Origin of the sequence: Rhodoplanes sp. (genome assembly GCF_013377085.1) — a bacterium.
Classification (GTDB): domain Bacteria; phylum Pseudomonadota; class Alphaproteobacteria; order Rhizobiales; family Xanthobacteraceae; genus Rhodoplanes.
The window spans coordinates 1-10036 of record NZ_JACAAX010000081.1 but is presented as its reverse complement, the minus strand read 5'-3'; the positions used below and the strand labels follow the sequence as shown (position 1 = coordinate 10036).

The window sequence follows — 10036 nt, the reverse complement described above, 5'->3', positions numbered from 1 at the left end:
GGCCCAACTGGGCGGCGGCGGTCCGCGGGGCGGCGGTGCCGGGCTCGGCGGCGGCGGCGGCAGAGAGTTTCGCGGCGGCGGCGGTGGCGGCAGGGAGTTCCGCGGCGGCGGAGGCGGAGGCGGATTCCGTGGCGGCGGCGGCGGCGGTGGTCGGGGAGGCCGGCGATGAGCACGACCTTCTGCTCCGCGCTCCGCCCCGGTCTCGTCCGCTCGTTCCGCGAAAGAAGCGCCATGTCGTCACGACCCACGTCTCGCGTGATCCGTCTGCTCGTGGCCGTCGCAGGCCTCTGCGTCCTGCTGGCCACCGGTGCCGCGACGGCGGCCCAGAAGCCCCAGCCGCAGCAGACATCCTTCGCCACGCCGCAGGCGGCGGCCGAGGCGCTGGTCCAGGCCGCCAAGGCCAAGGACCAGGCCGCGATCGTCGGCATCCTGGGGCCATCGTTTCGTGACTGGATCCTCAGCGGCGACCCGGTCCAGGACGCCCAGCGGGTCGAGCGGTTCGTCGCCGCCTATGGCCAGAAGTCCAGCGTGAAAAGCGAGGGCGACGCCAAGGCCGTGCTCTCGGTCGGCGACGACGACTTCCCGTTCCCGTTCCCGATCGTGAAGAGCGGCGACGCCTGGCGGTTCGACGCCGAGGCCGGCCGCGAGGAGATGCTCAACCGGGCGATCGGCCGCAACGAGCTCGACACCATCCAGACGCTGCTCGCCGTCGTCGACGCGCAGCGCGACTACGCGGCGCGAGCCCGAACCGACAACGGCGCGCCCGACTATGCGCGGAAGTTCAGAAGCGCGCCCGGCAAGACCGACGGGCTGTTCTGGCCGACCAAGCAGGGCGAGCCGGCGAGCCCGCTCGGTCCGCTGGTCGCCGGCGCCGTGAGCGAAGGCTACAAGGCCAAGGACAGCGGCCCTGTTCCGTACCACGGCTATTATTTCCGCATTCTCACCCGGCAGGGCGACAAGGCGCCGGGCGGCGCCATGGACTACGTGGTGAAAGGGCGGATGATCGGCGGCTTCGCCGTGCTGGCCTATCCGGCCCGCTACGGCATCTCCGGCGTCAAGACCTTCGCGGTCGGCCATGACGGCGTCGTCTACGAGACGGATCTCGGGGCGGATACCGGCAAAGCCGCACCGAAGATCACGACCTTCAATCCCGACAGCCGCTGGACCAAGGTCGAGCCGCCGAAAAGCTGAACGACCCGCCCCTGCGAGGCCGGCCGCACCGCCGGTCTCGCCATTCAGATCGGCCGACGACGCCGACGAGGAGCATCGCATGAAGAGACTGTGGGTGGCGCTCGCCGCGTCGTTGGTCATGGCGACGGCCGCGCCCGCTGCGGCGCAGACGATCGGCTACGCCGAGGCGATCGACCGTCTCGCCGTCCGCTGTGGAAAGGACATCGACCAGTTCTGCAAGAAGGTGAATCTCGGCGGCGGTCGCGTCCAGCAATGCCTGAGCCAGAACCAGGCCAAGGTGTCGTCCGGATGCAAGGTGGCGTTCGCCGAGGTCGCGAGCCTGCTGCAGAAGCGCGCCGACGCCCGCAGCTATGTGCTGAAGGTCTGCGACGCCGACATCCGCCGGCTGTGCCAGGGCGTCCAGGCGGGCGACGGCAACTTGCTGGAATGCTTCTTCAAGGCCGAGCGCAACGCCAGTCCGCAGTGCCGCCAGGCCGTGACGGACGCCGGCTACCGGTAGCGCTCACCGCTCGCTCCGGGCCGACATCCGACGACCGCACACGGAAGGAAACGGTCATGACTCTGCGAACTTACGCCATCGCGACGGCGATCGCGCTCACCGCGGCGGCGTCGCTGGCGATGGCGCAGACCAAGCTCAGCTCGGGCGACCTGGTCAGCAGCCTTCAGGGCATCGAGGCGACGCCCGGCCTCAATGCGGCGCTGCTGCGCCAGCAGGCCCAGGCGAGCCTCAAGGACCCGGCCCGCGCGAACCGCGTCAATCGCGAGCCCCTCTCGGCACAGCTCGAGAAGCTCGCGCAGATCACGGTCGCCATCCAGTTCGACTACGACTCGGCCCGCATCCGCCCGGAATCGTATCGCACCGTCGGGCTGATCGCGGACTCGCTCTATCACCCCTATCTGCAGGGCTACAAGTTCCTGGTGGTCGGCCACACCGACGGCACCGGCAACCGCGAGTACAACCTCAAGCTCAGCCAGCAGCGCGCCGACGCGATCCGCGACGCCCTGATCAATCCGTTCGGCATCTCGCCGTCCCGGGTCGAGGCGGTCGGGCTGGGCGAGGAGCAACTCCTGAACCGCGCCAAGCCGGAGGCCGCCGAGAACCGTCGGGTCCAGCTCATCAATATCGGCCGCTGAGCGACCCCGCCGGCGGACCGTCCGGCGCGGCGCGACCGAACCAGACAGCATCGGACACCGGACATGACTGACTGGGCGTTCAGGGCTCTGGCCGCGGCCGCCATGGCCGCGATCGTGGCGTCGCCGACTGCCGTCGCCCGGGCGGCGCCGATCGAGGAACCACCGTCCCTCTCGGCCGAGGCCGTGCTGGGCGCGCGGGCCCGCGGGTCCAACTACCAGGTCGAGGACCCGGTCCGCAGCGACGGCTTCCTGCAGGTCTTCACGATCCGCACGGCCCAGGGCCGCCATCACGTCGAAGGGCGCGACCTGCTCGAGGTCCGCCTGCGCGAGCTGCAGGCGCTGGCGACGCTCCAGCAGATGAGCACGTCGCAGACCTACGTGAATGCCGCCGCGGCGGCGGCCAAGAAGCCGGTCGATCTGGCGGTGGGGCTGGTCACCAATCCGGTCGACACGATCGAGCGGAGCATGTCCGGGGTCGGCACTCTGTTCAGCCGGATCGGCGCGGCGGCGTCGAACCCGGGCCGCGGGCGCGACAGCCTCGCCGACAGCGCGCTCGGCATCGCCTCGGCCAAGCGCCAGCTCGCGCGCCAGCTCGGCGTCGATCCCTACACCGACTTCAAGCCGCTCGCCGCAGCGCTCGACGAGACCGCCCGCGTCACCGCGCTGGGGAACCTGACGGTCAGCGGCGCCTTCATGGCGATCCCGGGCGGCGCGGGCGTGGCGGTCTCCTACAGCAAGTCCGCCGAGGACATGGGGCAGATCGTGTTCGACAAGACGCCCTCGGAGCTGCGCGAGCTCAATCGCGGCAAGCTCGCGGCGCTCGGCGTCCCTGCCCCGCTCGCCGGCACGTTCCTCGACAACACCTCGTTCACGCCCACCGACCAGACCGTCATCGTGGCGGCGCTGACGCGCATGACGGGCGTGAAGAACCGCCAGCTCTTCGTTGCCCGCGTCGCCACCGCCTCGACCCGCGACCTCGCCTTCTTCTTCCGGCGACGGGCCGAGCTCATCGCCGATCAGCACACGCGGGTCGCGCCGTTCGCGGACTTCACGGACATCATCGGCTTCCCGCTCAACCGCACCGCCGGCGGCAAGGTCGTCGCCGTCCTGCCGCTCGACCAGCTCGCCTGGACCGGGCCGGTGAGCGATCTCGTCGCCTCGCTCGATCAGATGATCAAGGAGAACCGGCTGGGCAACGCTGTGGAGATCAGGCTGTCCGGAACCGTGACGGCAGCCGCGCGGCAAGGCATCGAGGAGCACGGCTGGACCGTGGTCGAGCGCCTGACGACCGAGCCACGGGCGCGCGCATCGGCCGGCGCCGCTCAGGCCGCGCCCGGCAAAGCCAAACCGGCCCCGCCCGGCCGATGACGCCGCCCGGCGCCATGAGCTGGACGAACCGTCTCTCGCTCCTCGTCGCGCTCGGCCTGGCGCTCGGCGCCGCCGGCTGCGGCGGCGGGGCGCCGTCTCAGGGCATGCTGGTGCCGGTGGCGAAGACTGCGGAAGGAACCTCGCGCGTCAAGGTTCTGGCCGCCACCACGCGGCGCCGCGATACCGCCGATGCCGGTCTGATGTTTTCCGGCGAGCGCGCCGATGGCCTCGCCTTCGCGGCCGTGACGGTGTCGATCCCGCCCGACGAGGCGCGCACCATCGGCGAGGTCAAGCGGCCCGCGGCACCACCCGGCGATCCGGCGCGCGAGTTCGTCACCGTCTCGGCGGACTTCCTGCAGAAGCAGGACCTCACTGCGGCCATCACGGCGGCCGCAAGGCAGAACGGCAAAAGCCGGGTGCTGGTCTTCGTCCACGGCTTCAACAATCGCTTCGACGACGCCATCTACCGGTTCGCCCAGATCGTCCACGATTCGAAGGCGCAAGGCATCCCGGTTCTGTTCACCTGGCCGTCGCGCGGCGAGCTCGCCTTGCGCTCCTACACGTACGACCGGGAGAGCGCCAATTTTTCGCGCGACGGCCTCGAGGAGCTGCTCGATCTCGTCGCCGCCAATCCCGCCGTGAAGGAGATCAACGTCCTGGCGCACTCGATGGGCAACTGGGTCACGCTCGAGGCGCTGCGCTCGATGTCGATCCGGCCCGGCCGGATCGGCGCCAAGATCAGGAACGTGATGCTGGTGGCGCCCGATGTCGACGTCGACGTGTTCCGGGCGCAGATCCGCCGGATCGGCGCGCCGCGGCCCCGCATACTGCTGTTCGTCTCGCAGGACGACCAGGCGCTGAGCCTGTCGCAGACCATCTGGGGCGGCGTGCCGCGCCTCGGCGAGGTCGATCCGGCCCAGGAGCCCTATCAGAGCGAGTTCGAGCGCGAGAAGATCGAGGTGTTCGACCTGACCAAGCTGCGCGGCAACGCCCACAACCGCGCCTTCGAGGACATCACCACGGTGATGATGATGATCCGCGACCGGATCGGCGACGCCGAGGTCGGCGGCCCCCGCGGCCCGCGACGCGCGAATTGAGCAGCAGGCGTCGCGCTCCGGGCGCCCCGCACCGACGACGGCGGGGCCCCCAAAGCAGCCGTCCTATTTCTTCACCCCGATCATCGCCTGCTCGGCCTTCTCGTTCGGATTGTCGAGGCAGCGGTCGATGAAGGCGTTGGTCTCGGCGCGCAGCCGCTCGGTATTGAATTTCGAGCCGCCGGACTTACCCAGCAGGTAGCCGTGCAGGAACGCGATGGCGACGTCCCGGTCGGGGCCGCTGTCCCGCATCACGTCCTTGCAGGCGAACTGCTCGATGGTCCGCTCCACCTGGTCCTGAGCGCGAACCGGAAGGACGGCCGCCAGAACAGCCGCCGCGATCACGGCAACGCGGATTTGAGCCGATCCAAAGGGCATGAGGCGTTTCCTTGGCTGGGATGATGGTCAGCAATTGCCCGAGCGGAACAGGCCGGCGCACCGGGCGCGGCCGCCGCTGAACGTGATCGACCCGAAGGTCGCCGGGGGATCGTTGCGCGTGAGATGGCGGCCGATGTTGCTGACTCCGCTGAACGGCGTCCGCGAGGCGCGGGGGTCGTCGCTCGGGTTCGAAAAGTCGATCGGGCCGCCCCGGGTGGGCGCCCCGCAGGCGGACCCGCCCGCCTGGGGGTTGCAGGACTGAGCGGCGGCCGTGGCGATCAGCGCCAGGAGCACGAAGAGCGCAGGCAAAGCTCTGGTCATCGGTTTCGATCCTTGGTGCCGGTTGCGATGCACATCGCGGTGCGAGCGCCCCTGCCCGGTCGGTCCCTACCTCGGTCGTCCTCGGAATAAGCCAATGAGCGCGGCGCCGACGCCTTGACAACCATCAAGGCCGCACTGGCCATAATTGTCCAAACTACCGGACGAATTGGCAGGCACCGGCCTGTCCCGACGGGCGATGCCGGCACAGCACCATGGCTTTGCACGCCCGGGCTGTCTGGGGCTGGCCGCAGCGGCTCACGCGCCGGCGGCGCGATCAGAGGACCGGAGCGATGACACGTTTGGGTGCGACCCGCCTGCGTCCGACCTGCCTGCGTGCGGCTTGGCGCCTGATCGCGGTCGCGGCGGGGCTCGTCCTTCCGGGTTCCGCTGCACCCGCCATGGATCTCGACGGTGCCTGGGCGACCGACCGTGCCGTCTGTTCGAACGTGTTCGTGAAGAAGGGCGGCAGCATCGCCTTCCGGCCGAAGTCGGAGTTGCACGGCAGCGGCTTCATCATCGAGGGCAATTCCATCCGAGGGGCGAGCGCGCGCTGCACCATCAAGACCCGGAAGGAGGACGGCTCGACCGTCCACCTGCTGGCCTCCTGCGCGACCGACATCATGCTCTCGAGCATGCAGTTCAGCGTGAAGGTCGTCGGCCCCGACAAGATTTCCCGCGTTTTTCCGGGCATGGACGGGATGGAGCTCGCCTACGACCGCTGCTCGTTCTAGCCGCGCGCGCAGCACGCGCGGCCCGGGTGCTCGCATCTCCCGCGCGATGTGGCGCCGTCGGCAGCGGGGCGAGCGCGGGCATTGACAGGGGGCGGCTTGGTGCCGCCCGTCCGCCGATCATTGCGGGTCCGCGTCGCGCTGCGCCGCGGACCGATACTCAGGAGCTAGGCATCGATGTTCCCGTCCGTCATAGCGGCTGAAATCACCGAACCGGGCCACGATGTCCGCACGGGGCTCGATCCCGACACCCTGGCGTGTGCCGTCCGCGACTATCTCTACTATTTCCAGGGCCGGCATCCGGCGACGGCGTCGCGCAACGACTACTATCTGGCGACCGCTTACGCCGTGCGCGATCGCCTGTTCCAGCGCGGCGTGCAGTCGCTCGACGCGCTGCTGCACCGGCCGGACGGCCGCATGGTCGCCTATCTGTCGGCCGAGTTCCTGATGGGGCCGCAGCTCGCCGCCAATCTGATCAATCTCGGCATCTATGACGCGATGCGCGAAGCCCTGTCGCGCATGCACATCCGGCTCGAGGATCTGGTCGAGCACGAGGAGGAGCCGGGTCTCGGCAATGGCGGCCTCGGGCGATTGGCGGCCTGCTACCTCGATTCGCTCGCCACCCTGGAGGTGCCGGCGATCGGCTACGGCATCCGCTACGAGTTCGGCATCTTCACCCAGCAGATCCGCAACGGCTGGCAGGTCGAGCTCACCGACAAGTGGCTGCATCTCGGCTATCCGTGGGAGGTGGCGCGGCCGGAGCGGGCCGTGGAGGTCGGCTTCGGCGGCTATACCGAGCCCTACCGGGACGAGAAGGGCCGCTATCGCGTGCGCTGGCACCCGGGCGAGGTGGTCAAGGGCGTGCCGCACGACACCCCGATCCTCGGCTACCGGGTGAAGACCTGCAACCTGCTCCGCCTGTGGCGGGCCGAGGCCGTGCAGTCGTTCGACTTCGCCAGCTTCAATGTCGGCGATTACGGCCGGGCCGTCGAGGAGCAGGTCTCCACCGAGACCATCAGCAAGGTGCTGTACCCGAACGACGCCTCGCCGCAGGGCAAGGCGCTGCGGTTGAAGCAGCAATACTTCTTCGTCGCCTGCGCCATCGCGGACATGCTGCGCGCCCACCTGCGTTTCGGCGGCACGCCCGAGACCTTCCATCACCGTTGGGCCGCCCAACTCAACGACACCCATCCGGCCGTCGCCGTGCCCGAGCTGATGCGGCTGCTGCTCGACGATTGCGGGCTGGAGTGGGACGCCGCCTGGGAGGTCACCCAAAAGACGTTCGGCTACACCAATCACACGCTGCTGCCGGAGGCGCTGGAAACCTGGCATGTCGACCTGTTCGGCGCGCTGCTGCCGCGCCATCTCGAGATCGTCTTCGAGATCAACCAACGCCTGATCGACGGCGTGCGCCGCGTCTATCCGGGCGAGGACGACCGCGTGCGGCGGATGTCGCTGATCGACGAGACGGGCCGCCGCTCCCTGCGCATGGCCAATCTCGCCTGCGCCGGCAGCCATGCCATCAACGGCGTCGCCGCGCTCCACACCGAGCTGCTGAAGACCCAGGTTCTGTCCGACTGGGTGGCGATGCTGCCGGAGCGATTCCTTAACGTCACCAACGGCGTCACGCCACGCCGCTTCGTGCTGGTGAGCAACCCGGCCCTGTCGCGGCTGATCACCGAGACGGTCGGCGACGCGTGGCCGACACGGCTCGGCGACCTGCGCAAGCTCGAGCCCGCGGCCGACGACCCGGCCTTCCGGCAGCGCTGGCGCGAGGTGAAACGCGACAACAAGCGGCAGCTCGCCGCCGTGATCAAGGACCGCACCGGCATCGTCGTCGATCCGGAGTCGCTGTTCGACGTGCAGGTCAAGCGCATCCACGAGTACAAGCGCCAGCACCTCAACGTGCTGCACATTCTCACGCTCTATCGGCGCCTGAAGGCCAATCCCGACCTCGACATGGTGCCGCGCACCTTCCTGTTCGGCGGCAAGGCGGCGCCCGGCTATTTCATCGCCAAGCTGATGATCAGGCTGGTCACGGCGGTCGGCGAGCTGGTCAACGACGACCCCGACATGCGCGACCGCATCAAGGTGGTGTTCTTCCCCAATTTCAGCGTCAAGGCCGGGCAGATGATCTACCCGGCCGCCGACCTCTCCGAGCAGATCTCGACGGCCGGCCAGGAGGCGAGCGGCACCGGCAACATGAAGTTCTCGCTCAACGGCGCGCTGACCATCGGCACGCTCGACGGCGCCAATATCGAGATCCGCGAGGAGGTCGGGGCGGAGAACTTCTTCCTGTTCGGTCTAACGGCCGACGAGGTGCGAACCTCGAAGGCGGCCGGCTACAGCCCGCGGCGCGTCTACGAGCAGAACGCCGAGTTGCGCGCCGTCATCGACCTGATCGGCTCCGGCACCCTGCCCGGCGATCCCAACCTGTTCCGCCCGCTCCTCGACGGCCTGCTCTGGCACGATCCGTTCATGGTGCTGGCCGACTACCAGGCCTATGTCGACTGCCAGGACCGGGTCGCCGCCCTGTGGCGCGACACCGACGCCTGGACCCGGATGTCGATCATCAATGTCGCGCGGATGGGCAAGTTCTCGTCCGACCGCTCGATCCTCGACTATTGCGAGCGGGTCTGGCACGTGAAGCCGCTGGGGGCATGAGGCGAGCGGGCCGGGGAATTCCCTGGCCTGCCCGGTCGGAACGAGCTGGGCGCCGCACGGTCTGGCGCCTGGCCAAATCGCGCAAGCACGTTCCCGCGCGGCTTGCGGCACCTCGGTCGCCCGCGTCGTGAAGGTGCGCGCCGAGACCGAAAACAGTCCCCGTTTCCTCGACCTGCCTATGGCAGCAACTGAAGTGCATGCAAGGGCGCGGTCATGACGGCCAAGTGATGCCGTCAGAAATGCGGCAGTGCACGCGCTGGACTTCAAAGACGATCTCGGGTTTTTCCGTAACTGGAACCCCGTGCGTACTCGCCCCGACTTCACAGAAGGCGGGATATCCTCTTTCCTTATTGATGTACCGCCTGTCTAGGGAGGAACGGTACCAACGAGTGGCGGGCGGCAGGAAACTGGCCGCCCGTTCGCTTTTGCCAGGCGCCGAGCGCCCAGCGCGCTGACCGGCAATCCGGACATATAGCCTGGAGTTGTACGACCTTGGACTTAAGGGCCTTTCCGAGTGGTGATGTGACGAGCTTTTGCTGCGATGCAACATCGCGTATGTTCGCCGAGTGATTTGGCGGTTCTCCCCGCCATCCGAGGCCGCCGGCCTGACGGTTGGTGGTGCCCTCCTTGGGCGTTTCCTCCCTAGACTTCGCCCCGCCCCCTCCGGGATGGCGGGGCTTTTTTTTCATTCGTCAGCGAGGTCTCCGCGTCGAGGCGTGGCGGCGGGAGGCACCGGCGGGCGTGGCGCAGGGCGCCACCCGCGCCGACATGAAAAACGGGCGGCTGGAGAAGTCTCCGGCCGCCCGCTGCCTTCACTAGGAATTCGTCAGTGAATGGCCAATTGAACGGTATTGTTGTGCCCATGTAAAGAACTCTTGACAAGCAGACCGGGTCGCCCGCTGGTTTAACCTCGAGACGTGGCAGGCCGGCCACAGCACGCCATGGGCGTGCTGGTTTTGCCCACCAGGCCGTCCGAAGCCGTCCCGATCCCGGGCGGCAGTTCGTCGGTCAATTCTTTGATTTTTTGAGAAATTCAGAAATGGCTGGGGGACTAGGGTCGGGACTCAATTTGCTTGCAGCGCGGATCGTCGACTGATTCAAGAGCTCCGGGGGTACGGAGCCCTTGATGAGCAAGCAGCTTTACTGGTTGAGCGATGT

9 protein-coding genes are annotated in these 10036 nt (G+C 68.5%); 7 read left to right on the top strand and 2 right to left on the bottom strand.

Translation table 11 applies throughout. From position 1 onward, the window contains the following. Window positions 1–255: 255 nt before the first annotated feature. The 5 genes from HXX10_RS28685 to HXX10_RS28665 all read left to right on the top strand — a co-directional run bounded on the left by HXX10_RS28685 (window position 256) and on the right by HXX10_RS28665 (window position 4790). Complete coding sequence (locus HXX10_RS28685; RefSeq protein WP_296526897.1) at window positions 256–1191, top strand: DUF2950 domain-containing protein; 936 nt, start codon at window positions 256–258, stop codon at window positions 1189–1191. A gap of 79 nt (window positions 1192–1270) precedes the next feature. Beyond that, the gene (locus HXX10_RS28680; protein ID WP_296526894.1) at window positions 1271–1690 is read left to right on the top strand and encodes a hypothetical protein; all 420 of its coding nucleotides are present in this window, start codon (window positions 1271–1273) and stop codon (window positions 1688–1690) included. Between the two features lie 56 nt (window positions 1691–1746). Next, window positions 1747–2325: an OmpA family protein gene (locus HXX10_RS28675; protein ID WP_296526891.1), complete on the top strand. Its 579-nt coding sequence runs from the start codon at window positions 1747–1749 to the stop codon at window positions 2323–2325. Window positions 2326–2388: 63 nt separating this feature from the next. After that, complete coding sequence (locus HXX10_RS28670; RefSeq protein ID WP_296526889.1) at window positions 2389–3693, top strand: hypothetical protein; 1305 nt, start codon at window positions 2389–2391, stop codon at window positions 3691–3693. A gap of 14 nt (window positions 3694–3707) precedes the next feature. Continuing rightward, window positions 3708–4790, top strand: coding sequence for an alpha/beta hydrolase (locus HXX10_RS28665; RefSeq protein ID WP_296526887.1), 1083 nt, complete (start codon window positions 3708–3710; stop codon window positions 4788–4790). 63 nt (window positions 4791–4853) lie between these two features. Here the strand turns inward: HXX10_RS28665 and HXX10_RS28660 are convergent, their stop codons facing one another. After that, window positions 4854–5165 (bottom strand): HdeA/HdeB family chaperone, encoded by a 312-nt coding sequence (locus HXX10_RS28660; RefSeq protein WP_296526885.1) that lies wholly within the window; start codon window positions 5163–5165, stop codon window positions 4854–4856. Window positions 5166–5192: 27 nt separating this feature from the next. Then, window positions 5193–5486, bottom strand: coding sequence for a hypothetical protein (locus tag HXX10_RS28655; RefSeq protein ID WP_296526884.1), 294 nt, complete (start codon window positions 5484–5486; stop codon window positions 5193–5195). A gap of 290 nt (window positions 5487–5776) precedes the next feature. Here HXX10_RS28655 and HXX10_RS28650 point away from each other — a divergent pair, with 290 nt between their 5' ends. Next, window positions 5777–6217 (top strand): hypothetical protein, encoded by a 441-nt coding sequence (locus HXX10_RS28650; RefSeq protein ID WP_296526883.1) that lies wholly within the window; start codon window positions 5777–5779, stop codon window positions 6215–6217. Between the two features lie 174 nt (window positions 6218–6391). Next, window positions 6392–8878 (top strand): glycogen/starch/alpha-glucan phosphorylase, encoded by a 2487-nt coding sequence (locus HXX10_RS28645; RefSeq protein WP_296526882.1) that lies wholly within the window; start codon window positions 6392–6394, stop codon window positions 8876–8878. Window positions 8879–10036: the final 1158 nt, after the last annotated feature.